The sequence below is a fragment of the Streptomyces exfoliatus genome, from assembly GCF_000725545.1.
GTDB classification, from domain to species: Bacteria; Actinomycetota; Actinomycetes; order Streptomycetales; family Streptomycetaceae; genus Streptomyces; species Streptomyces exfoliatus.
In genome coordinates this window covers 24,579-50,735 of the sequence record NZ_JNZP01000014.1, presented here as the reverse complement: position 1 = coordinate 50,735, position 26,157 = coordinate 24,579, and the positions used below count along the sequence as shown (strand labels likewise).

General features: G+C 71.2%; 27 protein-coding genes and 1 pseudogene. 9 read left to right on the top strand and 19 right to left on the bottom strand.

What is annotated here, in order from left to right:
- Positions 1-41: 41 nt before the first annotated feature.
- The 5 genes from IO20_RS0117210 to IO20_RS0117190 all read right to left on the bottom strand — a co-directional run bounded on the left by IO20_RS0117210 (position 42) and on the right by IO20_RS0117190 (position 4,553).
- Complete coding sequence (locus IO20_RS0117210) at positions 42-1,322, bottom strand: aspartate aminotransferase family protein (RefSeq protein ID WP_030551189.1); 1,281 nt, start codon at positions 1,320-1,322, stop codon at positions 42-44.
- On the bottom strand, positions 1,319-2,161 hold the full coding sequence (locus tag IO20_RS0117205; protein WP_030551187.1) for a nitrilase-related carbon-nitrogen hydrolase: 843 nt from the start codon (positions 2,159-2,161) through the stop codon (positions 1,319-1,321). Before IO20_RS0117205 ends, IO20_RS0117210 begins: the two co-directional genes overlap by 4 nt.
- Positions 2,162-2,428: 267 nt before the next feature.
- Positions 2,429-3,757: a hypothetical protein gene (locus IO20_RS0117200; protein ID WP_030551185.1), complete on the bottom strand. Its 1,329-nt coding sequence runs from the start codon at positions 3,755-3,757 to the stop codon at positions 2,429-2,431.
- Positions 3,758-3,871: 114 nt separating this feature from the next.
- Entirely contained in the window at positions 3,872-4,255 is a 384-nt protein-coding gene (locus IO20_RS0117195) for a PPOX class F420-dependent oxidoreductase (RefSeq protein ID WP_030551183.1), read from the bottom strand.
- Between the two features lie 46 nt (positions 4,256-4,301).
- Positions 4,302-4,553, bottom strand: a complete 252-nt coding sequence (locus IO20_RS0117190) for a helix-turn-helix domain-containing protein (protein ID WP_030211219.1) — start codon at positions 4,551-4,553, stop codon at positions 4,302-4,304.
- A gap of 32 nt (positions 4,554-4,585) precedes the next feature.
- Here IO20_RS0117190 and map point away from each other — a divergent pair, with 32 nt between their 5' ends.
- On the top strand, positions 4,586-5,353 hold the full coding sequence (gene map / locus IO20_RS0117185) for a type I methionyl aminopeptidase (RefSeq protein WP_030551181.1): 768 nt from the start codon (positions 4,586-4,588) through the stop codon (positions 5,351-5,353).
- Positions 5,354-5,380: 27 nt separating this feature from the next.
- Here the strand turns inward: map and ggt are convergent, their stop codons facing one another.
- Complete coding sequence (ggt, locus tag IO20_RS0117180; RefSeq protein WP_030551179.1) at positions 5,381-7,180, bottom strand: gamma-glutamyltransferase; 1,800 nt, start codon at positions 7,178-7,180, stop codon at positions 5,381-5,383.
- A gap of 105 nt (positions 7,181-7,285) precedes the next feature.
- Between ggt and IO20_RS0117175 the strand changes: the two genes are divergently transcribed.
- A complete protein-coding gene (locus IO20_RS0117175) occupies positions 7,286-8,017 on the top strand; it encodes a hypothetical protein (protein WP_030551177.1) in 732 nt (243 codons plus the stop codon).
- Here IO20_RS0117175 and IO20_RS0117170 read toward each other — a convergent pair.
- Complete coding sequence (locus IO20_RS0117170) at positions 7,968-9,227, bottom strand: cytochrome P450 (protein WP_030551176.1); 1,260 nt, start codon at positions 9,225-9,227, stop codon at positions 7,968-7,970. The two genes, IO20_RS0117175 and IO20_RS0117170, sit on opposite strands and share 50 nt — an antisense overlap.
- Positions 9,228-9,357: 130 nt before the next feature.
- Here IO20_RS0117170 and IO20_RS0117165 point away from each other — a divergent pair, with 130 nt between their 5' ends.
- Positions 9,358-10,614: a hypothetical protein gene (locus tag IO20_RS0117165; RefSeq protein WP_051874521.1), complete on the top strand. Its 1,257-nt coding sequence runs from the start codon at positions 9,358-9,360 to the stop codon at positions 10,612-10,614.
- A gap of 103 nt (positions 10,615-10,717) precedes the next feature.
- Positions 10,718-12,283 carry an alpha/beta fold hydrolase gene (locus IO20_RS0117160; RefSeq protein ID WP_030551172.1) on the top strand — a complete coding sequence of 522 codons (1,566 nt, stop codon included), beginning with the start codon at positions 10,718-10,720 and terminating at the stop codon, positions 12,281-12,283.
- A 38-nt stretch (positions 12,284-12,321) separates the two neighbouring features.
- Here the strand turns inward: IO20_RS0117160 and IO20_RS0117155 are convergent, their stop codons facing one another.
- The 5 genes from IO20_RS0117155 to IO20_RS0117135 all read right to left on the bottom strand — a co-directional run bounded on the left by IO20_RS0117155 (position 12,322) and on the right by IO20_RS0117135 (position 16,144).
- Positions 12,322-13,179, bottom strand: coding sequence for an amino acid ABC transporter permease (locus tag IO20_RS0117155; RefSeq protein ID WP_030551170.1), 858 nt, complete (start codon positions 13,177-13,179; stop codon positions 12,322-12,324).
- Positions 13,176-13,820, bottom strand: a complete 645-nt coding sequence (locus tag IO20_RS0117150) for an amino acid ABC transporter permease (protein WP_030551168.1) — start codon at positions 13,818-13,820, stop codon at positions 13,176-13,178. Before IO20_RS0117150 ends, IO20_RS0117155 begins: the two co-directional genes overlap by 4 nt.
- Before the next feature lie 31 nt (positions 13,821-13,851).
- Positions 13,852-14,769 carry a glutamate ABC transporter substrate-binding protein gene (locus IO20_RS0117145; protein ID WP_030551167.1) on the bottom strand — a complete coding sequence of 306 codons (918 nt, stop codon included), beginning with the start codon at positions 14,767-14,769 and terminating at the stop codon, positions 13,852-13,854.
- Between the two features lie 14 nt (positions 14,770-14,783).
- Positions 14,784-15,530, bottom strand: coding sequence for an amino acid ABC transporter ATP-binding protein (locus tag IO20_RS0117140; protein WP_030551166.1), 747 nt, complete (start codon positions 15,528-15,530; stop codon positions 14,784-14,786).
- A 170-nt stretch (positions 15,531-15,700) separates the two neighbouring features.
- Positions 15,701-16,144 (bottom strand): DUF6278 family protein, encoded by a 444-nt coding sequence (locus IO20_RS0117135; RefSeq protein ID WP_030551165.1) that lies wholly within the window; start codon positions 16,142-16,144, stop codon positions 15,701-15,703.
- Positions 16,145-16,290: 146 nt separating this feature from the next.
- Here IO20_RS0117135 and IO20_RS40340 point away from each other — a divergent pair, with 146 nt between their 5' ends.
- Positions 16,291-16,518, top strand: a complete 228-nt coding sequence (locus IO20_RS40340) for a hypothetical protein (RefSeq protein ID WP_157850787.1) — start codon at positions 16,291-16,293, stop codon at positions 16,516-16,518.
- Positions 16,519-16,586: 68 nt separating this feature from the next.
- Here the strand turns inward: IO20_RS40340 and IO20_RS0117125 are convergent, their stop codons facing one another.
- Both IO20_RS0117125 and IO20_RS0117120 read right to left on the bottom strand, forming a co-directional pair.
- Complete coding sequence (locus IO20_RS0117125; RefSeq protein ID WP_030551164.1) at positions 16,587-17,303, bottom strand: WD40 repeat domain-containing protein; 717 nt, start codon at positions 17,301-17,303, stop codon at positions 16,587-16,589.
- A complete protein-coding gene (locus IO20_RS0117120; protein WP_030551162.1) occupies positions 17,261-17,779 on the bottom strand; it encodes a hypothetical protein in 519 nt (172 codons plus the stop codon). The genes IO20_RS0117125 and IO20_RS0117120 overlap by 43 nt, the downstream gene beginning before the upstream one ends.
- A gap of 450 nt (positions 17,780-18,229) precedes the next feature.
- Here IO20_RS0117120 and IO20_RS40335 point away from each other — a divergent pair, with 450 nt between their 5' ends.
- The 4 genes from IO20_RS40335 to IO20_RS0117100 all read left to right on the top strand — a co-directional run bounded on the left by IO20_RS40335 (position 18,230) and on the right by IO20_RS0117100 (position 21,520).
- Positions 18,230-18,400: a hypothetical protein gene (locus tag IO20_RS40335; protein WP_157850786.1), complete on the top strand. Its 171-nt coding sequence runs from the start codon at positions 18,230-18,232 to the stop codon at positions 18,398-18,400.
- A 54-nt stretch (positions 18,401-18,454) separates the two neighbouring features.
- Positions 18,455-18,805 (top strand): hypothetical protein, encoded by a 351-nt coding sequence (locus IO20_RS0117110; RefSeq protein WP_030551161.1) that lies wholly within the window; start codon positions 18,455-18,457, stop codon positions 18,803-18,805.
- Between the two features lie 496 nt (positions 18,806-19,301).
- Positions 19,302-19,904, top strand: a complete 603-nt coding sequence (locus IO20_RS36670; RefSeq protein WP_063761409.1) for a DUF485 domain-containing protein — start codon at positions 19,302-19,304, stop codon at positions 19,902-19,904.
- Complete coding sequence (locus tag IO20_RS0117100; protein WP_030551157.1) at positions 19,901-21,520, top strand: sodium/solute symporter; 1,620 nt, start codon at positions 19,901-19,903, stop codon at positions 21,518-21,520. Before IO20_RS36670 ends, IO20_RS0117100 begins: the two co-directional genes overlap by 4 nt.
- Positions 21,521-21,613: 93 nt before the next feature.
- Here the strand turns inward: IO20_RS0117100 and IO20_RS0117095 are convergent, their stop codons facing one another.
- The 5 genes and pseudogenes from IO20_RS0117095 to IO20_RS41425 form a co-directional block, all read right to left on the bottom strand.
- A complete protein-coding gene (locus IO20_RS0117095; RefSeq protein WP_030551155.1) occupies positions 21,614-22,393 on the bottom strand; it encodes an exodeoxyribonuclease III in 780 nt (259 codons plus the stop codon).
- A gap of 70 nt (positions 22,394-22,463) precedes the next feature.
- Positions 22,464-23,096 (bottom strand): MBL fold metallo-hydrolase, encoded by a 633-nt coding sequence (locus IO20_RS0117090; RefSeq protein ID WP_030551153.1) that lies wholly within the window; start codon positions 23,094-23,096, stop codon positions 22,464-22,466.
- Between the two features lie 9 nt (positions 23,097-23,105).
- Positions 23,106-24,356, bottom strand: a complete 1,251-nt coding sequence (gene pcaDC, locus IO20_RS0117085) for a bifunctional 3-oxoadipate enol-lactonase/4-carboxymuconolactone decarboxylase PcaDC (protein WP_030551151.1) — start codon at positions 24,354-24,356, stop codon at positions 23,106-23,108.
- Between the two features lie 31 nt (positions 24,357-24,387).
- Positions 24,388-24,699: pseudogene (locus tag IO20_RS0117080) on the bottom strand (transposase); the annotation flags it as partial.
- A gap of 413 nt (positions 24,700-25,112) precedes the next feature.
- Positions 25,113-26,150 carry a M28 family peptidase gene (locus tag IO20_RS41425; RefSeq protein WP_051874519.1) on the bottom strand — a complete coding sequence of 346 codons (1,038 nt, stop codon included), beginning with the start codon at positions 26,148-26,150 and terminating at the stop codon, positions 25,113-25,115.
- Between the last annotated feature and the right edge of the window lie 7 nt (positions 26,151-26,157).

The window sequence follows — 26,157 nt, the reverse complement described above, 5'->3', positions numbered from 1 at the left end:
AGGAGCGGGAACTAGGGGGTGTCTTGTCGACAAGACACCCCCTACAGGGCGGCGAGGGCCTGTTCGAGGATCGCCGCGCCCTCTTCGGCCTCGGCGACGGTGAGCGAGAGCGGTGGGGCGATGCGCAGGGTGCTGGTGTTGTGGCCGCCGCCCTTGCCGATCAGCAGGCCGTTCTCCCTGGCGGCTTCCAGGACGGCGCCGGCCGCGTCAGGGTTCGCCCGTTCGGTGCCCGGTTCGGTCAGCTCGATGCCGATCATGAGGCCGCGGCCGCGGACCTCGCGTACCGCCGCCACTCCAGCGCAGGCCGCCCGTACGCGTTCGATGAGGAGGCCGCCGACGCGGCGCGCGTTGCCCTGGAGGTCGTGGTCGAGGAGGTACGCGAGGTTGGCGAGGCCCGCCGCCATGGTGATGGGCGAACCGCCGAAGGTGGAGATGGAGTTGGCGTCGAGGCAGTTCATGACCTCAGCCCGGGCGACGACACCGCCGACGGACATGCCGTTGCCGATGCCCTTGGCGAAGGTGAGGATGTCGGGCGGTCCGGCCTGGCCGTGGGCCTGCCAGCCCCAGAAGTTGTCGCCGGTGCGGCCCCAGCCGGTCTGCACCTCGTCGGAGATCCACAGGATGCCGTGCCGGTCGAGGACGCGGCGGAAGGCGGCGTACAGGCCGTCGGGCGGGGAGGTGAAGCCGCCGACTCCCTGGATCGGTTCGGCGATCAGGGCGGCGACGTCCCTGGTGTGGCCGAGGAGGTCTTCGAGGTCGGCGACGCAGGCCTCGGTGAACCGCTCGTCGGTGTACTGCGCGTACGGGCCCCGGGTGCGGACGCCGCCGTGCACGTACAGGGTCTGCAGCGGGGAGAGGCCGGTCGGCGACCAGGCGCGGTTGCCGGTGATGCCGACGGTGGAGAAGGAGCGGCCGTGGTAGCTGTTCCGCATGGCCAGGATCTGGTTCGAGCGGCGGTACGCGGTGGCGAGGAGCAGCGCCGCGTCGTTGGCCTCGGTGCCGGAGGTGGTGAAGAAGACGCGGGCGTCGGGGATGCCGGAGAGGGCGGCGATCCGTTCGGCGAGCTCCACCATCGGGCGGTTGAGGTAGAGCGTGGAGGAGTGGATGATCCGTCCGGCCTGCTCGGCGACGGCCTTGGTGACCTCGGGCAGGGCGTGGGCGGTCATGGTGGTGAGGATGCCGCCGAAGAAGTCGAGGTACCTGCGCCCCTCGGCGTCCCAGACGTGCCGACCCTCGCCGTGGGTGATCTCGATCGGGTCCCGGTAGTAGAGGGCGACCCAGTCGGGGATGACGGCCTTGTGCCGGTCGTGGAGGCTGCTCACGGGCTCACCAGCCCGTCGTACGCGTCGGGGCGGCGGTCCCGGTAGAAGGCCCACTGCTGGCGCACCTGCTCGATGAGGCCGAAGTCGAGGTCGCGGACGACGAGTTCCTCGGTCTTGTCGGAGGCGACGTCGCCGACGAACTTGCCGCGCGGGTCGACGAAGTAGCTGGTGCCGTAGAAGTCGTTGTCGCCGTACTCCTCGACGCCGACGCGGTTGATGGCGGCGACGAAGTACTCGTTGGCGACGGCCGCGGCCGGCTGTTCCAGCTGCCAGAGGTGGGAGGAGAGTCCGCGGTGGGTGGCGGACGGGTTGTAGACCAACTGAGCGCCATTGAGGCCGAGTTGGCGCCACCCCTCCGGGAAGTGACGGTCGTAGCAGATGTAGACGCCGACCTTGCCGACGGCGGTGTCGAAGACCGGCCAGCCGGCGTTGCCCGGGCGGAAGTAGTACTTCTCCCAGAAGCCCTTGACCTGGGGGATGTGGTGCTTGCGGTACTTGCCGAGGTACGTGCCGTCGGCGTCGATCACGGCGGCGGTGTTGTAGTAGAAGCCCTCGCTCTCGATCTCGAAGACGGGCACCACGATCACCATGCCGGTCTCCCGGGCGAGGTCCCGCATCCGGCGCACGGTCGGGCCGTCGGGGACGGGCTCGGCCCAGCGGTAGTGCTCGGGCTCCTGGACCTGGCAGAAGTAGGGGGCGTTGAACACCTCCTGGAAGCCGATCACCTTCGCTCCCTGGCGGGCGGCCTCCCTGGCGTGCTCCTCGTGTTTGGCGATCATGGATTCGGTGTCGCCCGTCCAGGTCGCCTGGACGAGCGCGGCGCGTACGACGTCGGTCATGAGCTGCTCCTTCGGCACGGCGTCAGAGAGCCTCTACGCACGTAGACGCGATGCGTAGGAGGAGAACGTAAGCCCCGTCACACCGCGGAGCAAGACCGCCGCCGTGAAGCGGCCGGGTCGATCATGTTTCATACCCGAGTGGTCCACGTCGGACACGTACCGACACGTACGGGCAAGGACGGACACGTGCGGGAAGGCGGCCTCAGGCGGCCGCCGAGTGGGGCGGTACGGCCTCAGACGCCGGCGAGGGCGTGGGGCGGCACGGCCTCAGATGCCGGCGAGGCCCGCCACGCGCAGGGCGTGGACGAGGTCGCGCTCGCGGGCCGCGGACACGGCGCGAGCGGCTTCGAGGAGCCGGGGGACGAGGCCGCGCGGATCCTCGCCCGCGAGGCGGGCCGCGTCCTCGGGCGTCCTGACCCGCACGAAGGCGGTGAGCAGCGCGTGCGCCTCGCCGTGGTGGCCCTCCGCGCGCAGGGCGGCGCACGCTCCGGCGAGTTCCTCCACCGGTCGCGCCACGCCCTGCCGGAGGAGCTGCTCGCAGTCGGACGTCCGGCCGGCGTCGGCGAGTACTCCGGCGACGGCGGCGAGACGGCCGGGGGGCAGCGAGGCCGCCTCCCAGAGGAGGACGGTCCAGTCGGCGCCGAGTCCGGCCCTGTGCAGCTCGCCCGCGAGGGCCGGCAGCCTGGCGGGCGGCCCGTTGAGCGCCTCGCAGAGCAGCGCGTGGGCCTCGCCGCTGCGGCCCTGGGCCCGGAGCCGCTGCAGGGCGTAGACCGCGTTGGCGGCGGCGCGGGCGGCTTCGGCGGGGTCGACCTCCGGGGTCAGGACCGCGCCGGCCGGCCGCTCGGGCGCGGCGGCGCCGCCGAACCGGGCCCCCCGGGGCGCCGCACTCCCGGTCGGGAGTACCGCCTCGGGGACGGGCGTGGCCACCGGCCCCTGGTCCTCGGCCTCGCCCTCCAGCCAGGCGTACCGCGCGCCGCGGGGGCGCCGCCTGGCCTTGGCGGGGAGGCCCTCCCGGTGCGAGGCGCCCGCGCCGCCCAGGGCGTCACGTCCGGGTGCTCCCGCACCCGATGCAGGAGCACCCGGTGCGGGAGCACCCGGCTCCCCCAGGCGTCTCAGGCGGGCCGTCAGATCCGCCACACGGGCCGCCGCTCGCGCGTGGTCGTCCCGCGTCCAGGCGAGGTCGTGTTCGAGCCGGGCGGCCTCTTCGGGGCCCGGCGCCGGGTTCGCGCGGAACCGGTCGCCCAGCTCGCGCGCCCGGGACTCGGCGTACCGGCGCTCGCGTTCCATGAGTTCCCGGCGTTCGGTGAGCGCCGCCGCTCCGCCGGGCCGGCGGTCGTGGGCGTCGGTGGCCGCCGCGTACAGCGCCCGGCCCCGGAGGGCGAGCGGTCCGTCGGCCGGCTCTCCGGCGTCCTGCAGGAGGGACTCGACGACGTCCCAGGGAAGGATCTCCGCCCCGGCGAAGCAGGCCCGGAGCCCCTCGGGGTCGCGTTCGGCGAACACTCCGTGCCAGCCGGCTCCCGACGGGACGCGACCCATGAGCTCCGCCAGCCAGCCCGTGAAGGTGGCGACCTCCACCGGGTGTTGATAGACCGTCATGCGATACGCACCTGCCCCGCCGTCGACTGGAACCTTCCGGTCCGCGGGTATTGGACCGCAGTCGTGTTACGGAACGACTACGGACCGTTTTCCTCCAGGGTCCGTCCGCGCGATTCACCCGAAGGTCACGACGATCCCGGTGTGGGGGCGCTTCCCGAACCGGACGAGCATGGCCGGGACGTCGGTCAGCCAGAACTGCCACGTGTACTTGCGCGAGAGCAGCCGCCGGATCCGGCGCAGCTCGTCGCCCTCCACGAGCCGCCCCTCGCCGGTGAAGCGCTCGGCGCCCTCGGCGACGTTCCCCCGCAGGTCACAGACGGCGGCCTCGACCCGCGGGTCGTTCCGCAGGCGCTTGACCTTCCAGGAGTCGGTGCGGGTCCAGGCGTACAGTTCGGCGCCGTCCACCGCGTACCAGACGGGTGTCGCGACCCCCGTGCCGTTCTTGCGGTAGGTGGTCAGACTGACGTAGCGGCCGCGCCGCAGCTCTTCGGGCATCATGCCCGGGAGCCTATGCGGGGGACGGCCGGCGGCCGAGTCCCGGGCCTCAGACGGGCACGAGCGCGCACCGGACGACCAGCTCGTCCATGGACAGGCCGAGGACCCCGGCGAGGGCCGCGACGGTGAAGAACGCCGGGGTGGGCGCCCGGCCGGTCTCGATCTTGCGCAGGGTCTCGGCGGACAGGCCGGCCGCGGCGGCGATCTCGACCATGGACCGCTCGCCGCGCGCCTCGCGCAGGAACAGGCCCAGGCGCTCGCCGCGCTCGCGCTCTTCGGGGGTCAGGGGTGTACGCACCATGCCACCATTCTAATACCGGTATAGTAATTGGAATGGTGGAGATCAAGACGAACGAGAACCTGACGGCCATGCGTGAAGCGGGACGGGTGGTGGCTCGTGCCCTCGCGGCCGTACGGGAGAAAGCTGCGCCCGGCGTGAAGCTGACGGAGCTGGACCGGGCCGCGCGGGAGGTGCTGGCCGCCGCGGGCGCCGGCTCCCCCTTCCTGGGCTACCGCCCGGAGTGGGCACCGGTCCCGTTCCCCGCGGTCGTGTGCGTGTCGGTCAACGACGCGATCGTGCACGGCATCCCGGACGACACCGCGCTGGCCCCGGGAGACCTGGTCTCGGCGGACTGCGGGGCGCTGCTCGGCGGCTGGGCGGGCGACGCGGCCGTCAGCTTCACGGTCGGCCCGGCCCGGCCGGAGGACACCCGGCTGATCGCCGCGGCGGAGGACGCCCTGGAGGCGGGCATCGCGGCGGCCGTCGTCGGCAACCGCATCGGCGACATCGCGCACGCGATCGGCCGGGTCTGCCGCGCCGCCGGATACGGCGTCCCGGACGGATTCGGCGGCCACGGCATCGGCCGCGCGATGCACGAGGACCCGGGCGTCCCGAACGAGGGACGCCCGGGCCGGGGCATGAAGCTCCGCCACGGGATGGTGCTCGCGATCGAACCGATGCTCATCGGGGGCGGGACGGACGACCACTACACGGCACGCGACGGCTGGACGATCCGCACGCTCGACGGCTCGCGCGCCGCGCACGCGGAGCACACGGTGGCGATCACCGATGAGGGCCCGCGCGTGCTGACGGCGCTTTAGGACGGCCTTGGGGGACTCCGGGCCCCGCTACCTCCGGGCCGGCCGGACCACCATCGCCGAGCCGCCGCCCCTGCGGACCGTCTCCGCGGCGGCCACCCAGCGACCGTCCGGGAGACGCTGGACGCCGGTCGCCGCGCCGATCTCCGCGTTCTGCCGGAAGCCGTGCCCGATCGCTTCGAGCTCGGCCCTGACGGGGCTGTTCCACAGACCGGGTTCGAGTTCGGTGGTCGCCTGGTTGCGCTGGCTGGCGCGGGGCGCGGCGATGGCGTCGACGAGCGGCAGGCCCCGGTCGACGACCCCGGTGAGGGTCTGCAGGACGGTGGTGATGATGGTCGCGCCGCCCGGGGACCCGAGGGCGAGGACGGGCCGGTCGTGTCCGTCGAGCACGATCGTCGGGGACATCGAGGAGCGCGGCCGCTTGCCGGGTCCGGGCAGGTTCGGGTCGTGCACGGCCGGGTTGGCCGGGGCGAAGGAGAAGTCGGTCAGCTCGTTGTTGAGCAGGAAGCCCCGACCGGGCACGGTGATGCCGCTGCCGCCGGTGGACTCGATGGTGAGCGTGTAGGCGACGACGTTGCCCCACTTGTCGGCCACGGTGAGGTGGGTGGTGTTCTCGCCCTCGTACGTGGTCGGGGCCGCCGTGCCGCCGCTCGCGCACGGCACCGGACTGTTCGGGTCCCCGGGCGCCAGGGGGCTGGTCAGGACGGCGTCGTCGCGGATCAGGCAGGCGCGGGAGTCGGCGTACCGCTGGGAGAGCAGGCCGCGCGTCGGCACCGGCTCGAAGGCCGGGTCGCCGACCCAGCGGCCCCGGTCGGCGAAGGCGATGCGGCTGGCCTCGATGTACCGGTGCAGATAGCGGGCCGGGGAGGCGGCCGCGAGGTCGGTGCCCTCCAGGATGTTGAGGGCCTCGCCGACGCTCGTGCCGCCGGAGGAGGACGGGGCCATGCCGTAGACGTCGAGGCCCCGGTACGAGACCTTCGTCGGACGGAGCGACTCGGTGCCGTACGCGGCGAGATCACCCTCCGTCAGGTCGCCCGGCCGGACCTTCCGGGTGGCGCCCGGGCGGACCGGGGGCGTGCGGACGGTGTTCACGATGTCGCGGGCGAGCGGGCCCCGGTAGAGCGCGCCGACGCCGTGACGGCCGAGCGTGTCGTACGTACGGGCCAGGTCGGGGTTCTTGAAGACCGAGCCGACCACGGGCAACTGCCCGCCGGGCAGGAAGAGTTCGGAGCTGGCCGTGAAGTCGCGGAAGCGCGCCTCGTTGGCCGCGGTCTGCGCGCGGAACGTCGGGTCGACGGTGAAGCCCTCGCGGGCCAGGCGCTCGGCGGGCTCCAGGAGTGTGCCGAGCCGCTTGCTGCCCCAGGCGTCGAGCGCGGTCTTCCAGGTCGCCGGGGTGCCGGGGGTGCCGACGCCGAGGCCGCTGGTCATGCCCTCCTCGAAGGGGATGGGCCTGCCGTCCTCCACGAAGAGGTTCGCGTCGGCGGAGCGCGGCGCGGTCTCGCGCCCGTCGACGGTGTGCACCGTCCGGCTCTTCGCGTCGTAGTACACGAAGTAGCCGCCGCCTCCGATGCCCGCCGAGTAGGGCTCGGTGACGCCGAGGGCGGCCGCGACGGCGACGGCGGCGTCCACCGCGTTGCCGCCCTTGCGGAGGACCTCGACGCCGACGGCCGAGGCGTCGGCGTCGACGCTGGCCACGGCGCCGCCGTAGCCGACGGCGACCGGCACCTTGACCGGTGACGGCGGGGCTCCGGGAGGCGCGGCGGCGCCCATCGAGAGGACCGTCACCGCGACAGCGAGAACGGAGACCTTCCGGGCGGCGGATCGACGCATGCGCAACCTCCAGTCAACGACCGTCCGCGCAGCGTAACTTCCCCCGGCCCGTTCCGTCAGGACCGCCTCGAACGTGGAGCCGATCGGCCGCTAGCATGCGCGCCCATGAACGAAGACGTGCGCAACATCGTGCTGGGAGTACTGGCGACCGGGGTCAGCGCGTCCCTCGGCTGGCTGGCCCGTACGTATCTCTGGCGGCGCAGGCTCCGCAGGAAGCAGGCGTTCTTCGGGCTTCCTGCGGGCTCGGAGTGCCTGCTCGTGGTGAACCGGGAGGCGGGCGGCGACAACGTCGTGCACCGCTTCGACGTCTTCGCGATGCTCGAACTCTCCGCGCTCATCAAGGACTGCGGGGCACAGGCCCGGATCCTCGCGCACGACGTGGCCCACCAGGGCTTCGGGGACCGGACCGAGTTCTGCGTCGGCGGACCGTACTCGAACAGACGGACGGCCGCCCATCTCGCGACCCTGCTCCCCGGTGTGACCATGAACGTGGACGTGCAGCCCAGCGAGGTCCGGGGATCGATCACGGTCGGCGGCGAGCGGCACCTCATGGAGAAGGGGATCGCCGAGTACGTGATACTCGCCCGGCTCACGGCCGGGGAGGGAGGCCGGCCCGTCTTCCTCTTCTGCGGGCAGCGTGCCATCACCAACCAGGCGGCGACCCGCTACCTGGCCCGCCACCACGAGTCCCTGGCACGCACCCACCGCTCGGGCACCTTCGTCCTGCTCCTCAAGGTCGTCAACACGCAGGCGTACGGCCCTGATGTGGTGGAGCTGGTGGCCGATGTCACGCGCGCGGCACTGACGGCTCCCGCAGCCGCACCGGCAGCGACTTGACGCCGTTGATGAAGTTGGAGACGAGCCGGCGGGGCGGTCCGGCGAGTTCCAGGCCGTCGCAGGCCAGACGCATCTCCTCGTGAAGGACACGGAGTTGGAGCCGGGCGAAGTGGGCGCCCAGACAGACGTGCGGGCCGTCGCCGAAGGAGACGTGCGGGTTCGGATTCCGGTCGAGGTCGAGGCGGTGCGGGTCGGGGAAGACGCGCTCGTCGTGGTTGGCGGAGGCGTGGAAGACGACGACCTTGTCGCCGCGCCGGATCGGCAGGCCGGCCAAATCGGTGTCGTGGACCGCGGTGCGCCGGAAGGACAGCACGGGCGGGTGCACACGCAGGAGTTCGTCCACCGCCGTGTCCATGACCACCTGGCCCGCCCACAGCCTCCGCTGCTCGTCCGGGTGTTCGGCGAGGGCGAGGAGTCCGCCGGGGGCGGCGCTGCGGACCGTGTCGTTGCCGGCGACGGTCAGCAGGAAGAAGAACATCTCCAGTTCGGCGTCGGCGAGTTCGGACGTGGCGAGCGAGGTCATGATGTCGTCGGCGGGATGCTCGCGCTTGTACGCGGCAAGCTCCTGGGCGTAGGCGAACATCTCGGCGAGCATGGCGGGCGAGCGGGGGTTGACCGGCCGCCCCTCGGCGTCGAGGACGGGCGGCTCGTCGGGGTCCTGATAGGCGATGACCCGCTCCGTCCAGGCATGGAGGAGCCCCCGATCGCTCGCGGGGACGCCGAGCAGGTCGGTCAGGTTGAGCAGTGCGTAGTCGTCGGTGACGGTCCGGACGAGGTCCGTCTCGCCGCCGTCCGCCACCACCGCGCCGATCAGTGTCCTGGCCCGCTCGCGCGCGGTGACGCCGAATCGCTCGATCCGGCCCGGAGTGAAGGCCCGGCTGACGAGCCGTCTCAACCGTCCGTGGAGCGGCGGATCCTGATTGAGCATCATGCGCCGGATGAACGGCAGGTCGGCGGGGTCGGGGTCGCGGATCTGGGTGGCGCCGAGGCACGAGGAGTACGTCCCCGAATCCTTGAGCACCCGGACGACGTCGGCGTGCCGGGTGACGGCCCAGAAGCCGGGTCCGGCGGGCCACCCCAGGATCTCCGGCTCCTCCTGCCGGGCGACGGGGGCCAGGTCGCGCAGCGCGCGGAAGCGGTCGTGCGGGATCCCGGCGGCGTAGATCCGCGGATCGAAGACGTCGGGCACGTCGCTCGCGTCCCCCACCATGCCTCCCGCCGACAGCTGTTCAGGGGTGAAGACGTTTCCATCATGACAGGTCAGGGGCGGTTTTCGTAGGACTGATCACACAGTTCGAGAACGTTGTCCCACCCGGTCCGCGACTCCCAGAATCACCGTCATGAATCACTCCGAGAACGTCGATCACGATGCGGTGCTGCGGGCGCGGACGATGCTCCTCGGATCCGACCGGCCGAGCCTGACCCAGGAGGTCCAGGCGTACCGGGTGCTCGCCCGGGTGAGCCCGGCGGCCTACCTGCCGAAACTGGTCGGGGCCCTCCTCTCGTACGGGTACGACGTCGGGAACCAGGGCGGACGGGAGCTGCTGCTCGCGCTGCACGCCGAGGCCGCGGATGCCGCCCGGCGCATCGACGCCGGCGAGCCGAACAGAACCGAGGTGCTCTGCCGAACCCTGGACACCTACCGGCACACGTTGCTCCGCGCCGGCCGCCGGGCCGAGGGGTTCGCGGTGTGCGAGGAGATGGCGGAGGCCGGGCGGCTCGGCTTCGAGAGGGGGCAGGTGAAGAGCTCCGCGTACGGGCACGGACCACTGGCGACGATGCTCGCCGAGGAGGGGCGTCACGCGGAGGCGGCGGAGGCCCTCGGGACGGGATCGCGACAGGCCGAGGTCTGCTTCTGGAGCACCGTGGCACGGGCGGCGGAGCTGGACGCCGCCGGGCGGCACGACGAAGCCCTCGCCGTCTTCACGGAACTCGTCGACGACACCCGGCGCAAGACGGAGGCCGCCACCTCCTCCCTCGCCATCCTCGTCTGGGAACTCGTCCATCGTTCCCGGATGTTCGAGGCATCCGGTCGCCACGAGGAGGAGGGGGCGGATCGGCGGGAGGCACTCGCCCTGCTCGCCCGACTGGCGGAGGCCGGTGAGCCGAAGGTCTGGAGCAACATCCTTTCCTGGTGGTGCACCTTGTACGCCCTGTCGGGCCGGACGGCCGAGCCCGCCGGGTCCCGGGAGGCGCCGACGCCTCCGTTCGGGACCGACTTCCTCCAGTGGTCACCCGACACCCGGGAGTCCTACTTCGCCGACATCCCCGTGCTCGAGACGGAGGTCGCCGGGCTCGTCGAGGCGGGGCGCCTCCCCGAGGCGGTGACGACCCACCGCCGGTTGACCCGCCGTTCGTCCCTGCTCCAGGAGCGGCGCACCTACCGGATCGAGGAACACCTGCGGCCGCTCTTCGACCAGGGCGTCGCGCTCGCCCGCCGCCTTCCCACCGCGCCGGGGACGCTCGCGGAGACGCTGACGGACCGCGCCATGTTCCTCGTCGCCGCCCAGCGGTACGAGGAGGCTCACGCGGACTTCGCGGCGGCCGTGGAGCTGCGGGGCGCCGCCACCTCGAACGCAATCGTTACTCGCACGTAACATACCGACCGGTTACCACGGGTAAGAGACCGAGGTTACCGTCGGGTCACTTTCACTGCCCCCCATCACCGCCCCCAGCAGTGTCCCCAGTGAGGAGTGACCCGTGCGCACATCCCTGGCCCTCGCCGTCTCGGCCGCCCTCGTGGCCGGGACGGCCCTCGGGCTCGCCCCCGCCGCCCAGGCCGAAGAGACCGGCACCAGCGCCGACACCGGCATCCGCTTCGTCGACATCGCCGGAGAGGGAGGCACCGTCCTCAAGGCGAACGTCGTCACCCCCGCCGGTGCCGGCGCCGCCACCCGCCATCCCCTGATCGTGCTCCCCACCAGCTGGGCCATGCCCCAGATCGAGTACCTCGCCCAGGCCAAGAAGCTCGCCGACTCCGGCTACGTCGTGGTCAGTTACAACTCGCGCGGCTTCTGGCAGTCCGGCGGAGAGATCGAGACCGCGGGCCCCAAGGACATCGCCGACGCCTCGAAAGTCGTCGACTGGGCCCTCGCGAACACGCCTTCCGACCCCGACCACATCGGCATGGCGGGCGTCTCGTACGGGGCGGGGATCAGCCTCCTCACCGCCGCCCACGACCCCCGGATCAAGGCGGTCGCCGCGCTCAGCGGCTGGGCCGACCTCATCGAGTCCATCTACAGCGGCCGCACCCAGCACCTCCAGGCCGCCGCCCTGCTCGGCGGCGCCGGATACCTGACGGGCCGACCCGGTCCCGAACTCAAGGAGATCCTGGGCGACTTCCTCTCGTCGAACCTCGACAAGGAGGACGAGATGATCGCCTGGGGCCGTACCCGCTCCCCCGCCGCCCACCTGGACCGGATCAACGCCAACGGCGCCGCGATCATGCTCGGCAACGCCTGGGGGGACACCATCTTCCCACCCAACCAGTACGCGAGCTTCTTCGAGAAGCTCACCGGCCCCAAGCGCCTGGAGTTCCGTCCCGGCGACCACGCCACCGCCGAGGCCACCGGCCTGTTCGGCCTGCCCAACGACACCTGGACCAGCGCCCACCGCTGGTTCGACCGCCACCTCAAGGGCGTCGACAACGGCATCGACCGCGAACAGCCCGTCCAGCTCAAGTCCCGTTCCATTAGCGGCTACGAGGGCTACCCGGACTGGAAGTCCGTCCACGCGAACCAGCGCAAGTTCGACCTCGACGGTACGCAGCGGATCTGGGCGAACGTCGACTCCGGCGCCAACGGCGGCATCACCCTGCTCACCAACGCCCTGGACCAGTTCCTCCGCACCCCGCCCCTCGTCTCCGTCCCCCTGCTGCCCCGCGCCTTCGCCGGCGTCTGGCAGTCGGAACGGTACGACACCGCGCAGCGGGTGCGCGGCACGGTGAAGGTGCACACCACCGTCACCCCCGCCGAGAGGAGCGGCACCCTCGTCGCGTACCTCTACGACGTGGGCCCGCTCGGGGTCGGCAAACTGATCAGCAACGCCCCGTACACCTTCCACGACCGGACCCCGGGCGCGCCCTTCCCGGTGGACCTGGAGCTGTTCTCCACGGCGTACGACGTGCCGGCCGGGCACCGGCTCGCGCTGGTCGTCGACACCGTCGACCCGCTCTACATCGAGCACAACCCGACCGGCGCGCAGCTGACCTTCTCCTCCCCCGCGGCCGACCCGTCGTACGTGTCGGTACCGCTGCGGAAGGAGTGATCACCGGCTGCTGCCGGGCGGGTGCGGCTCCTCGCTCGCTACGGCTGTCCCGGCAGCAGCGTCTGTGGTTCGGCCGGAGCGACCTCCACGGCCTTGGTCTTCGGGTTGCGGCGCTCCTTGCGGGCCACCCAGGTGGCGAACCAGGAGAGGAGCATGCACATCCCGATGTAGATGGGCGAGATGACGAGCACGACCGGGATGAACGGCAGGTCGTAGTCGAGGTTCGACGCGATCAGCTTGCCCGCGTGCAGGAACTCCTCGTAGGTGATGAGGAATCCGAGCGAGGTGTCCTTGAGGGCCACGACGAGCTGGCTGATGATGGCCGGCAGCATCGCGCGGACGGCCTGCGGGGTCAGGACGTAGGTCATGACCTGCGTCTTGCGCATGCCGAGCGCGTACGCGGCCTCGCCCTGGCCGCGTGCGACCGAGTGGATTCCGGTGCGGAAGACCTCCGCGAGCACGGAGCCGTTGTAGAGGGTCAGTCCGGCGACGAGCGCGGGCAGCGGCTGCACCTTGAGTGCCACGAAGATGAAGAAGATCATCACGAGGACCGGCATCGCGCGGAAGAACTCGATGATCAGGGTGGAGATCCAGCGCAGCACCCGGCGCTCGGACAACCGCCCGGTGGCGAGGACCGCGCCGAGGGCGAGCGAGAGCACCGAGGCGTACGCGAAGGCCTTGAGGGTGTTGCCGAGGCCTTCGAGCAGCAGCTCCTGGATGCCCTTGTAGAGGAAGGGCGACCACTTGGTGGAGGTGAACTGGTCGCTGTCGAAGAGGAGATGGAGGAGCCACCCGGCCAGGGCGAGGAGCACCACGGTGGACGCGAGGCCGTAGAGGATGTGGCGCCGCCTGGCGTGCGGGCCGGGGATGTCGTAGAGGGCGGTGGACTCGGTCATCGGGCGACTCCCCAGCGCTTTTCCATGACATGGAAGAGGGCGCTGATGGTGAGGGTGATGATCAGGTATCCGACGGCGATCCAGACGAAGGTCCAGACGATGTTGTAGCCGAGTTCGCTCAACGTCTTGTAGGTGCCGAGGAGTTCGGTGACGCTGAACGCGCCCGCGATGGCCGAGTTCTTGGCGAGGGCGATCAGGGTGGAGCCGATCGGCGGGATGACCGTGCGGAAGGCCTGCGGCAGGACGACCGTGCCGAGGGTCTGCGTGAAGGTCATGCCGAGGCTGCGGGCGGCCTCGCCCTGCCCGCGCGGCACGGTGTTGATGCCGGAGCGGAGCACCTCGCAGATGAAGGCAGAGGTGTAGCAGCCGAGCGCGAGGACCGCGAACACCTCGAAGGGCAGCACGAGTCCGAACCTGGGCAGGCCGAGCATGACCGCGAAGAAGAGCAGGGTCAGCGGGGTGTTGCGCAGGACGGTGACCCAGACCGTGCCGAAGACCCGGAAGGAGCCGACGGGCGCGACGCGGAACGAGGCCATGAGGAAGCCGAGGACGAGGGCCAGCGCCGAAGCGTAGACGGTGAGTTCGACGGTACCGAGGAATCCCTTGCCGTAGAGCGAGAAGTTGTCGGTCAGGACGTCCATGCCAGTGACTCCATGTGGGGGCTCCTCCGGGTCAGCTCGCCGGGTAGCGGTCGATGGCGGGCGGCGGCGGGGCGGGGACCCCGGAGAGGCCGAGGGTGGCGTCGTACGCCTTCTTCCAGTCGCCGTTCTTCTCGTGGGTGGCGATGGCGTCGTCGAGGGCGAAGCGCAGTGCGTTGTCGCCGCGCGGGACGCCGATGCCGTACGGCTCCTCGGAGAACGGCTCGCCGACGACCTTGAGTTCGTCGGGGACCTTCGCGGCGTAGCCCATGAGGATCGTGTCGTCGGTGGTGACGGCGTCGACCTGGTAGGTCAGGAGGTTGTCCACGCAGGCGGAGTACGTGTCGTAGGCGACGAGCTCGGCCTTCGGGTAGTCCTTCTCGATCCGCTGGTACGGGGTGGAGCCGGCGGCCGAGCAGACGCGCTTGCCCGCCAGGTCCTGGGGGCCCTTGATGTCGTTCTCGTCGGTGCGGACCAGGAGGGACTGGCCGGCCTGGTAGTAGGGTCCGGCGAAGCCGACGAGCTTCTTGCGGTTGTCGTTGATGGTGTACGTGCCGACGTAGTAGTCGATCTGGCCGTTCTGCAGGGCGGTTTCGCGGTTGGCCGAGGCGATCGTACGGAAGTCGATGCCGGCCGGGTCGAAGCCGAGGGAGGCCGCCATCATCTTCGCGATCTCGATGTCGAAGCCCGAGTAGCGGCCGGTGGCCGGGTCCTTCTCCCCCATGTAGGGCTGGTCCTCCTTGGCGCCGACGACGAGCCGGCCGCGCTTCTTCGCCCGGTTCCAGGTGGCGGAGTCGGGCAGGGTGAAGCCTGACTGGACCTGGTAGACGGGGAGTTGGTCGGGTTGCGGTCCCTTGACGGGCGGGCTGCCCTCCCTTCCACAGCCGCCGAGCGCCGCCATCGCGGCGAGCAGCAGGGCGAGAGCGACCGGGGTCCGGTGCGTGCGCTGCATGGTTCCCACCCCGCTCAGTGCTTGAGGATCTTGGAGAGGAAGTCCTTGGCGCGCTCGCTGCGCGGGGCGGTGAAGAAGTCCTCCGGTGCGCGGTCCTCGACGATCTTCCCGTCGGCCATGAAGACGACCCGGTTGGCCGCGGAGCGGGCGAAGCCCATCTCGTGGGTGACGACGACCATCGTCATGCCCTCCTGGGCGAGTTGCTGCATGACCTCCAGGACCTCGTTGATCATCTCTGGGTCGAGGGCGGAGGTCGGCTCGTCGAAGAGCAGCGCCTTGGGGTCCATGGCGAGGGCGCGGGCGATGGCCACGCGCTGCTGCTGGCCGCCGGAGAGCTGGGCCGGGTACTTGTCGGCGTGCGCGGCGAGTCCGACGCGTTCGAGCAGTTCGCGGGAACGCCGGTCGGCCTCGTCCTTCTTGCGCTTGCGGACCTTGAGCTGGGCGAGGGAGACGTTCGCGAGGACGGTCTTGTGCGCGAAGAGGTTGAACGACTGGAAGACCATGCCGACCTCGGCCCGCAGCCGGGCGAGCGCCTTGCCCTCCTCGGGGAGCGGCTGTCCGTCGATGAGGATCTCGCCCGACTCGACGCGCTCCAGGCGGTTGATCGCCCTGCACAGGGTGGACTTGCCGGACCCGGACGGGCCGATGACGACGACCACCTCCCCCCGGCCGACGGTGAGATCGATGGACTGGAGGACATGCAACGAGCCGTAGTGCTTGTTGACGCCACGCAGTTCGATCAGCGGATCGACGACGGCCATACGCTGCCCTGCCCCATTTCTCAGCGGTGTCGAGTCAACGCAAGCTATCCACCGGAAAAGGGACTTCACGGCCGACACGCATGAAAACGGCAAAAGCCGTATTTACTGCGGAAGGGTGGCGCGGCGGTACGACAGATGGCGGTGGGGCCGCCCGTCCGGGCGGGGCGCGCTCAGTACTCGGCGGCCTCCGCGTACACCTGGGACAGCTCGGGCGATCCCGTCATCGCCCAGTCGAGACCCGCCTCGACGACATGGATCTCCCGGCCGGAGGCGAGCCGCACGACCGGTCCACCGCTCGGCAGCACCTGCCAGCGGGCGCCCCGCACGTTCCGGACGATCACGGTGCCGAGGTAGAGCCCGGCGTCGTTCCCGACCCAGGGCAGCTCCTCCGGATCGTCGCGCCAGCGCGGCGGCAGCTGGTCCAGTTCCTGGAGGGAACGCGGGGTGTCGTCGAGCGACACCCCGGCGTCCTCGACCCGGGCGCGCAGCAGCTCGCACTCGGCGAGCAGCTCACCCACTCCCTCCGGGTCGCGGTCGAAGGCCGCGGCCAGCGAGGCACCGGGAGAGGGGGGCTCATGCCGCTTGCGCCAGTGGTCCAGAAACGGGATGTTCATCAGAACAGCCTCGCACCGTCACCTCCGGGTCGACCACCCGGCGCGCGGAGATCATCCCACCGCCGGGCCGGGCCGGAACCGGTCCGGGAGCCCGCCTGATCCAGAGGACAGGGCCTAGCCCGTGACCAGTACGGTGCGCATATGTCATGGGATGTGAGTGGTCGCCCGCATCAGCCGGCAGTGCGCCGGTCGGCGACTTCGACGAGCCGGCTGCGGTGATCGACCACCTGTGTGCCGCCACCGAGGAGCGTGCAGTACCCGTCGAACTGTCCGCCGATCTCGCGCGGCTGTGCGAGAGGGAACTGCGGATCCTCGCGGGACGCAGGCCCACCGGTTACCGCTGGGCCACCAGGCACGCGGAGCCGCGGCGCTGATCGAGGTAGCGGCCACGAGACGAAGCGGCAATGACACCGACATGACGAGTCGGCGAGCTCAGCCCTGTTCAGCAGATGTCGCGGTACTCCTCGTCCGGGATGTACGTCGTCCATTGGCCGCGGGTGAGGGAACCGAAGCGGGCGCACAGCTCGGCAGCCAGGTGCTCCGGGGTGAAGAGCTGGGTACGTGGCCGGGTGCTGGCTCCCCGAATGTGCAGGGACTGGCCGTCCGCGGAGAACGCGAGGGTGCGCACTCTGTCCCCGCTGGTGGGCAGAGGTGCGCCGATCACGGTGCGGGAGGGGATGTCCCACAGCCGGATGCCGCCCGCCCGGGTCCCGGCGGCGAGTGTGCGGCCGTCCGGGGAGAACGCCAGGGCGGTGACGGCGACCGGAGTGCCGTCCGGGCCGTCCGGCTCCCCGCCGACCAGTGCGCCCCGCGGCGACGTCGTGGCACCGTCGTACAGCAGGATCCGGCCGGAGCCGTCGGCGACGGCGAGCAGGTCGCCGCTGGTGCTGTACGTCATCGCGTCACCGAGGTCCCGTTCCGTACGGTCGCGCAGGAGTCGGCCCGTGGGGAGTTTCAGGACCGTCCCGTCGTTGAGGGCCATCAGCGATGTGCGGGGGTGGAGCGCCATCCGTGTCGCGGACATCCCTTCCCGGAGAGGTGTCAGCGGCTTGGAGTTCATGAGGTCCCAGACCTGCGTCGAGACGATCCCGTACACGACGGGTTTTCCGCCCGCGTTCACCACGGCGAGGGGATCGGGCGGCTGCCGGCCCCGACGCATGGTGATGTCCGCTGCCGGGCGGCGGAGGTCCATAGGGAGCGCACGCCTGGAGTGGTGCCGATGAGGTGGCCGGTTCCCGTGTCCCGTAGCTCGTAGGAAAGCTCGTGGCCCGTGTTCCTCGGCACCGCGGTGACGTGTCCGGTGGGGCTGGGCAGGGAGGGAGGGCGCTTCTTGTCGTCCCAGACCGCGGTGAGGATGTCACGTGCGTTGATGGTGCGTACGGTGCGTCCTCCCATGCCCATGTAGCGGATGACGCCGGCCGCGGTGTCGATGCGTACGCTGAACGGCTTGTCCTGCGGAGACAGGGGCAGGTTCAGGAGCATCGATCCGTCCCACTCGTTGTACGGATCCTGCCAGTCGGGCGGGTTGCGCGTGTTGCGCCATACGAGCAGACGGTCGTTGGTGACGCCCACGACGAACCGGGAGTCGGGGCTGAAGCACACCTCGGTGAGCCCGCGTTGCGCCAGTTCGTCCAACGTGTCCCCGGTGACGGTGTCGATGCGTTCGGCTCCTTGCTCGCGCAGAGCGATCAGCGTTCTGCCGTCCGGGCTGAAGCGCAGGTGACAGTGTCGCCACCGCGTATCCGGCCCGCCGAGCCATGGCGGCGTACGTGGGACCACCCGCCTCCCGGCGAAGCCGGCGCAGATCGTGGGCCAGCCGGGCCACCGGGCCCTGCTCCGGATCGAGCGGCTTCTCCTGACGCCCCATAACCCACCCCCGTCCGGCGCGACGGCACATCCGCCGCCGACCTGCCGATCACGCACCCAACCGGTTCCGGTGCCCCTACGACAAGACGGTTTCGCGTCGCGCGGCAGCGCCGGGGCGGGATTGTTTCGTCGTCGGCACCGGCCTGCGCAACAACCTCCGGGCAGCGAAAACTCGAAGCAGTGGGGCCGACAGCGCCTCCTGGCAGAGAGGACGACGTCATGCCGTTGAGCGACGACGAAGTACGCATCATCGAGGAGAACCGCCGGCGCGCCGAGCAGGAGCACGCGGCGTTCCGCGCCCAGCAGGAGGCCGCCCACCAGGCCCGGCTCGCGGAGGAGGAGGCCCGACGGCGCGCGGAGGAGCGCCCCCACTCCGGGCCCACCTGGTAGGTCATCGCGACGACCCCCTTGCACCGTCACGTCCTCGAGATCAGAGGAGACCCGATGAGACTGCTCCTGCGAAAGGCGGCCACGGTCGCGACGCTCGCGACCGCGCTGGCCCTCGGCACCATCAGCACCGCCGGCAGCGCTGAAGCCGCGCCGACGTCCGTAACCCAGTCGGCCACCGCGCTCGGCGTCACGTCCGCCTCCGCGGCCGCGAGCCGGGCCGCGTCCTACACCCGTGTGCGGACGTACCACGTCGGCGTGTACCTGTGGCCGGAGTGCGAGGCCCGCGGCATGTACTACCGGTACTACTACGCGTCGCGGGGGTACAGGGTCCACTACACGTGCGTCTACACGGGCGGCTATTTCCCCGTCCACCGGGCGCTCCTGCTTGTGACCCTCGCCTACTGAGCCTGCCGCTCAACGCGTGACACCGCACGCGAACCGGACTCGGCCAGGGAGTCGTTCGGGGCCGTACGAGGGGACGGAGCAACAGCGATGAAGGGGCGCCACCCAGCCCGGGTGGCGCCCCTTCCTCACGTCCGCCTCCGGGTGGCCCCACCAGGGGCGCCCATGTCCAGGACATCGGCAGCAGGCCAGGCCGATCCGGGCCGGAGGCAGCCGAGTGCATCCACCCGACCACATCGTCGCCCGCCCGGCGCATTCCCCGGACTGGTCGCGCCGAGCCGCCTGCCCGGCCCCATGGGCGGCCCGAGACTCACCTGTGACCTGCGGAAAGATCCACGACGGGGGTTACCGCGGATTCCGTCGCCGCACACAGGATCGTCACCGAACCGACATACCAAGCGGTCGGAAACCCCCTTACGCAGGGGCTATACCCATGAGTAACGTACGCGGACCACCAGCGCCACCCGCCCGCTCACCGGGGCGGCAAGGAGCGAGATCGATGTCGTATCACCAGCCTTTCCCCGGCCCACCGCCCGTACCGCAGCACCGGAATTCCGGGCGGCACCGCCAAGAGGCGGCCTCGCATTCCTGGGAGGGTGGATCGCCGTCCTGGGACACCGATCCACAGGCAGCCTGGGACTCGTCCCCGCGAGCGTGGGACTCCTCGCCGCAGGGCTGGGACTCCGCGCAGCAGCCCTGGGACGCGTCCCCGCAGCCGCAACCGCCCGCCGCCACCGATGATCGTGAGGATCTGCGTCGGCTCGGATCGGCCTACCGCAGGCTCCGCCGCGTCGCCACCTTCACCGCGCTCGGCTACTTCGTCATCTTCCTTTTCCTGTCCGGCTACGCCCCCTCGATGATGACCGGCAACATCACCGGCGGTCTCACCACTGGTCTGGTCCTGGGGCTCCTCCAGCTGCCCGTGGCGCTGGCTGCGATCGCGCTGTACGAGCGGATCGCACGCATACGCGTCGACCCGCTCGTCGCGGCGATCCGCGAACGCGCCGAGCAGGCGGCCGCGGCAGCCGCGCCCCGGCCAGAACGCCAGAGCCGCTCCGGACGTCCCGTGTGGCAGCGGCCCACCGGAGGTGGGCGCGCATGACCAGCTTCAGCTCCGGGGCCCAGACCATGTCGCTGATGGCGTTCATCGCGGTCATCACTGTCACGCTGCTGCTGTGCGTGATGACCGGCCCCGATCGTGACGACCTGGGCGAGTTCTACACCGGCTACCGCTCGCTCTCCCCCGTGCAGAGCGGCCTCGCGATCGCCGGCGACTACATCTCCGCCGGCACCGTGCTCGGCACCATCGGCATCATCGCGCTCGTCGGCTACGACGGCGTCACGCTCGCTCTGAGCACCGTGCTCTCGCTGGTCCTGATGATGTTCCTGCTCGCCGAACCCCTGCGTAATGCCGGCCGGTTCACGATCGGTGACGTCTTCACCCGGCGTCTCCCCGGCCCCGCCGTGCGGATCACCACTGCCACGGTCACCCTGACCGCACTGCTGCCGCTGGTGATCTTCCAGCTCGCGGGCGCCGGCGATCTCCTCTCCGTCGTCCTCGGCTTCGACGCCGACGGCTTCAAGACGGGGGCGATCGTGTTCCTGGGCCTGCTGATGATCGCGTACGCGGCGATCGGCGGCATGAAGGGCACCGCCTTCATCCAGATCGTCAAGACCGTCGTCCTGCTCGGCGCGTCCCTCGCGATCGCCGCGCTCATCCTCAACCGCTTCGACTTCAGCCTGCCCTCCCTGCTGGACGCCGCCAAGCGCGGGAGCGGGGCGGGAGACGCCTATCTCGCCTCCGGTCTGCAGTTCGGCGGCAACGAACTCGACATGATCAGCACTCAGTTGACGGTCGTGCTCGGCGCCGCGGTGCTGCCGCAGATCACCATGCGCATGTTCACCGCGCGCAGCGCGGCAGCCGTGCGGCGCTCGATGTCCTGGGCCGTGTCGACCGTCGTCGTGACCTGTCTGCTGATCGCCGTCATCGGCTTCGGCGCGGCGGCGATCGTCGGCCACCAGGGGATCGTCGCCGGCGACCCGCAGGGCAAGACAGCGTTCCTCATGGTCAGCCAGGCCGTCATGGGCACGGACCAGACGACCGTCGAGACACTGCTGTTCACGGCCGTGGCGACAGCCATCTTCCTCACCCTGCTGGCCTCGATCGCCGGGATCACCCTCGCCTGCGCCAACACCCTGGCGCACGACCTCATCACGCACGGGCTGCGCCGCAAGGCGCAACTGAAGGACTCCGCGGAGATGGCCATCGCCCGGACCGCCGCGGCGGGCGTCGGGCTCGTGGCGATCGCGATCGCCGCCGGTGCACGACATCTGAACCTTCAGGCACTGCTCACCCTGTCGTTCTGCATCGGCGCGTCCGCGGTCTCACCGGCCCTCATCTACAGCCTCTTCTGGCGCCGCTACTCCCGTACGGGACTCCTCTGCACGCTCATCGTGGGCAGCGCCTCCGCGTTCATCCTCATGACCGGCAGCAACCTGGTGTCCGGATCGCCCCGGGCGATCTTCCCGGACCAGGACTTCAACTGGTTCCCGTTCACCACGTCGGGCATCGTCTCGGCCCCGCTGGGCTTTCTCGCGGGCTGGCTCGGCACGGTGCTCTCCGAACGCGACCCGGCCGACCAGCGCATGCGGTACGAAGCGGTGGAGGAGACGATCCTGGCCGGCACACCCGCGGCGAACAGCGCCTCCGCGTCCTGACGCGCACGCCCCGACGAAAGGGCGCCCGGCCTGAAGTTCCAGGCCGGGCGCCCTTTCGGCTGTCCCGATGCGCCAAGGGCCTCTGGGCAGGGCCTAGACGTCCAGGTCGACGACGACGGGAGCGTGGTCCGAAGCGCCCTTGCCCTTGCGCTCCTCACGGTCCACATAGCTGTCGGTGACCGCCTCGGCGAACGGCTTGTTGCCGTAGACCAGGTCGATGCGCATGCCCTTGTTCTTCGGGAAGCAGAGCTGGCGGTAGTCCCAGTACGTGTAGGGGTGGTCGTACTTGAGGGGGCGCGGGACCACGTCGGTCAGACCGGCCTCGCGCAGGCCGGCCAGGGCGGCCCGCTCCGGCTCCGTCACGTGCGTGGCGCCCTCGAACAGGGCGATGTCCCAGACGTCGTCGTCGGTCGGGGCGATGTTGTAGTCGCCGAGGACGGCGAAGGGCCGGTCCGCCGCCGCGTCGTCCGCGACGGCCGCCTTGAGCGCCTCCAGCCAGCGCAGCTTGTACGCGTAGTGCTCGTGGGCCACCTCCCGGCCGTTCGGCACGTACACCGACCAGACGCGGACCGGGCCGCACGTCGCCGAGATCGCCCGGGGCTCCTCGAACCCGTCGTACTCTGGGCCGCCGGGCAGGCCCGTGACCACGTCGGCGAGGCCGACGCGGGAGACCAGTGCCACGCCGTTCCACCGGCCCGTGGCGTTGACCACGGACTCGTACCCGAGGGCGCGCAGTTCCTCGGTGGGGAACTGCTCGGCGGTGCACTTGGTCTCCTGGATGCACAGCACGTCCGTGCCGCTGCTCTCCAGCCAGGCCAGGAGCCGGGGCAGCCGGGCGGTGATCGAATTGACGTTCCAGGTGGCGATGCGCATGCCCGCAAGCCTACGTGCGGGGTCCGACAATCGACGCCTCACCGGGCAGGGACGGCTCGTCGGCGGCCCTTCAGAGCTCGGTGGAGGCGCCGGGGGCGAGCCGGTCGTGGTCGGTGCCGCCGAGGGCGCCGATCTGGCGGTCGTAGATGGGCCGGGCGAGGTCGGTGAGCAGGGCGTCGTGGATGTCGTAGGCCTGGCGCGGCTTGACCTCGCGGACGTAGTCGATGACCTCGGAGATCTTGTTCCACGGGGCCATGACGGGCAGCAGCAGCGTGTCCACGGGCCGGTCGGGGACGGTGAGCGCGTCGCCGGGGTGGAAGACGGCGCCGTCGACGAGGAAGCCGACGTTGGTGATGCGCGGGATGTCCGGATGGATCACCGCGTGCAGCTCGCCGTACACCTGGACGTCGAACCCCGCCGCCGAGAAGGCGTCGCCGTGACCGACGGTGTGCACCCTCCCGGGGAAGGCCGCCGAGAGCTGTTCGGCGACGCTGCGCAGCGTCCAGATCTCGGCGGCCGGGTTGGCGTCCAGGGCCGCGCGCAGGCGGCCCTCGTCGAAGTGGTCGGGGTGCTCGTGCGTGACGAGGAGGGCGTCGGCCCCGAGGACCGCGTCCTGCTCGGTGAACCCTCCCGGGTCCAGCACGAGCGTCCGTCCGTCCTTCTCCAGCCGCACGCACGCGTGGGACTTCTTCGTCAGCTTCACGCCGCCAGGTTACGCCGGGGGCGTCGTCTCCTCCTCGACGACGCGGGCCACGACCCGCAGCGCGGTGTCCGCGGCGGGGAAGCCGCAGTACACGCCCGCGTGGAGCACGATCTCGCGCAGTTCCTCGGGCGACAGGCCGTTGCGGAGTGCGGCGCGGGTGTGGTCGGCGAGGGCCTCCCGATGACCGCCGGCGATGAGGGCCGTCAGGGTGACGACGCTGCGGGTGCGCCGGTCGAGTCCCGGACGGCTCCAGACCTCGCCCCACGCGTAGCGGGTGACCAGCTCCTGGAAGCCCCCGTCGGGGTCGTCGGCGAGGGCCTGGTCGACATGGGCGTCGCCGAGGACCTCCCGGCGCAGCCCGAGCCCCCGCTCGTACGGGTCGGGGCGACCGGCCTCCGCGGGCTCGGCGGCGGGGGCGGGCACGGCCACGGGGACAGGGGACACCGGCAGGGGCGGCACGGTCAGCGTGCCGCTGGTCTCCGGGGCGGTGCCCGCGAAGTGCTCGGTGAGCAGGTCGGTGACGGCGGCGGGCTGCTCGACGGGGGCGAGGTGCGAGGCTCCGGGGACGACGGCGAGGCGGGCGTCCGCGATGCCGGCGACCAGGGTGCGGGCCTCGGCGGGGCCGGTGACCTGGTCCTCGGAACCGACGAGGACGAGCGCGGGGACGCCGATACGGCCGAGGGCCTCGCGGACGTCGAAGACGGCGAGGGCCTCGCACGCGGCGACGTAGCAGCCGGGATCGGTCGTACGGACCATCTGGACGGCCCAGTCGACGATGGCGGGCTGCGCGCCGGCAAAGAGCGGGGTGAACCACTGCTCGGGGGCGGTACGGGCCATGGGCTCGAGGCCGTTGGTCCGGACGATGACACCGCGCTGCCGGAACTCGTCGGCGGTGCCGAACCGGGGCGAGGTGGCGACGAGGGCGAGGGAGGCGACCCGGTGCGGGGCCCGCAGGGCGAGGTCCAGGCCGATGGCGCCGGCGAGCGAGCAGCCGGCGTAACCGAAGCGCTGGACGCCGATCTCGTCGAGGGTGGCGAGCAGCCGGTCACCGAGCTCGGCGACGGAGCTGAACGGCTGGGCGGGCGCCCCACCGTGCCCGGGGAGGTCGAAACGCACGACCTTCCAGTCCCGGGTGAGCTCGGGTATCTGCCGGTCCCACATGTGCCATGTGGTGCCGAGGGACGGCCCCATGACCAGGACGGGAGCCTGTTCCGGCCCGTCGACGCGGTACTGCAGCGTATCGATCTTGGTCTCGCTCACCGGTTCACACCTTCATCTGTCACGACAGCCCCTATAGCGACGGATACGAATGGGTGGTCCTGACCAGGTGGAACACCTCACGAGCAGCGTAGCGTTTGAGGCATCGGACGATTTCGCGCCGGGTCTTGCCCTGTTGGGTACGGTGCTCGTAGTGCTCCTGGGTGCGCGGGTCGAGGCGCCGGCGGGGCTGCACGATCCGGTGCAGGGCGGCGTCGGCCCGTCGGTCGCCGCCGCGGTTGAGGCGACGGTGCTGCCTCGCGCCCGAGGATCGCTCGACGGGGCTGACCCCGCACAGCGCGGCGAAGGATGCCTCGCTGCCCAGGCGCTCGGGGTCGTCCGCGCTCATCGACGCCTGACACCCACGCCCGGCTTCTCGAACTCGCCGTACGGAACGAGGCCGCGCCGACCCCGGCGAGCACGTGCCAGCCCTCCCCCACGTCGGGCACCACACCGACAGACAGTTCGCCGCATACGGCGTCGGCCCCCAAACTGCGCAGGGGCACCGGTGTCGAAGGGTCACCCACCGCCATCTCCGCAGCACAGACCATGAGCAGGAGGTCGCCCAGCCGACCGTCCGGCCCGCAGGTGGACAACGCGCACCGCGTCCCGCCTGAACTCCTCTGAATACCGGGGCGATACCCACCACGACAGCTCCGCCCCGGATCCCAGCATTCGATCCTCAAGAGCCGGCCACGAACGGGCCAAGCCCCCGTCGAACTCTCGCGGTCGTGCTCCTGCACCACGCGGAGGCAGTGATCAACCGGGTCCGCCGACCGACCAGGCCACAGCGGTCGCGGCGGTCGCGACGGCGACCGCCGCCAGACGCCGGTAGTCGATGGTGTCCGGGGTGTCGGTGGGGCGGTGGTAGTTGCGGTTCCGGAAGTTCGCCGTACTGGTCAGCATCATGGCCGGAATTCCTGCGTTCCAGAAGGACGCGTGGTCGCTGCGGTCGAGCTGGATCAACGGTGGTACCCCGAGGCCGACGAGTGCGCCCCGCAGGCCGTCGGGACGCGGGTCGCGCAGTGTGACAGCAGGCAGTGAGGGCTCTGCGGCCTCGGCTGCCCGGCGCCACAGTGCGGCCGCCGCCTCCGACGAGCGCCGGTGGGCCACGAGGGTGAAGTCGCCTCGCTGCCCGGCCGAGCGGACCGCCGCGGCCGCCTGGGGGAAGGCCGCGCGAAAGCCGCTGGGCATCAGCTGGGTTCCGGGCTCGTTCGCGAAGAAGCCGACCGACTCCAGGCAGATCATGCCCGTGACCCGCCCGGTGTGGCGGAGCCGCCGGGCAGCGACCCGTGAACCGATCATCCCCAGTTCCTCCATGTCGAAGACCATGAGGGTCACCGCGGGCGGTCGCGGCAGCCCGCCGAGGAGCCGCGCGATCTCCAGCAGCGCGGCGACTCCGGAGGCGTTGTCGTCGGCTCCGGGGCTGTCGGCGACGGTGTCCAGGTGCGCTCCGACGACCACCGTGGGGCGGGCGTCGCCTCCCGGCAGCCCGGCCAGGAGGTTCGCGCCGGTCAGCCGCCGGTGCAGACGGAGTTGGAACGCGAGCGCCCGACTGGTCTGACGGTCGGTGCCGCCCAGGCGCCACCGTACGTCGAACGGCTGCCGCTCCGTCCACCAGCCCGCAACGGCCAGTTCACTCGTCACATGGGCCTCGGCGCGCAGCATGGCCTCGGGGGCACGGATCCGGCTGCGCGGGCGGTCGGCAAGGTGTTCCACGTCATGTCGCAGACGCTGCGGGTCAGCCCGCCGGGCCAGTTCGCGTACGAGCGCGGGCACTTCGTGGCCGAGATCCATGACGGAG